The sequence below is a fragment of the Porcincola sp. LCP21S3_C12 genome (genome assembly GCF_052118625.1).
In the GTDB taxonomy this organism is placed as follows: Bacteria; Bacillota; Clostridia; order Lachnospirales; family Lachnospiraceae; genus Porcincola.
The window spans coordinates 1-725 of the sequence record NZ_JBQKGW010000073.1 but is presented as its reverse complement, the minus strand read 5'-3'; the positions used below and the strand labels follow the sequence as shown (position 1 = coordinate 725).

Genomic DNA, 725 nt, shown 5'->3' with positions numbered 1-725 from the left:
ACTGATCTCTTTGCAAGCCGGGATGCAACCTCCCGGCAGGTATTTGATTAGTAACCATTATGGCCTCAGGCCAGAACGAGAGGGGTTGCATCTCGTTTTACAGTTGAGGTCGGTTTTCAAAGCATGATCGAGGACGCCCTTGCCGGAAAGATCGACCTCATCATCACCAAATCCGTCAGCCGCTTTGCCAGAAACACGGTCGACAGCTTAACGACCATCAGAAAACTCAAAGAGCATGGCGTTGAATGCTACTTCGAGAAGGAGAATATCTGGACGTTTGACGGCAAGGGCGAACTTCTTATCACTATCATGTCCAGCCTTGCCCAGGAAGAATCACGCAGCATTTCCGAGAACTGCACCTGGGGGCAGAGGAAACGTTTCGCTGACGGCAAGGTGACCGTTCCATTCAACCGGTTCCTCGGCTATGACCGCGGTCCGAATGGAGAGCTGGTCGTCAATCAGGAAGAAGCAGAAACCGTAAAGCTCATTTACAGCCTTTTTCTGCAGGGGCAGACATATCATGGCATTGCCCGGACGCTGACCGAAAAAGGAATCAAGACTCCAGGAGGAAAAGACACATGGAGCATGAGCACCGTCAAAAGTATTCTCAGCAATTGTTGTCCGGCAAATTAAATGATGTCCCATCCGGCAGATTATTTCGCGCCGATTTTGGATTTCTACAGATGTGTCAGTCACTTTAAAAGTAACTGTTTCTGCGAATTGTT

At 49.2% G+C, this 725-nt stretch carries 1 pseudogene; it reads left to right on the top strand.

Features of this window, described 5'->3' with window-relative positions:
* Positions 1-111 precede the first annotated feature (111 nt).
* Positions 112-615, top strand: a pseudogene (locus tag ACTQ1N_RS12705) (recombinase family protein); the annotation flags it as partial.
* Positions 616-725: the final 110 nt, after the last annotated feature.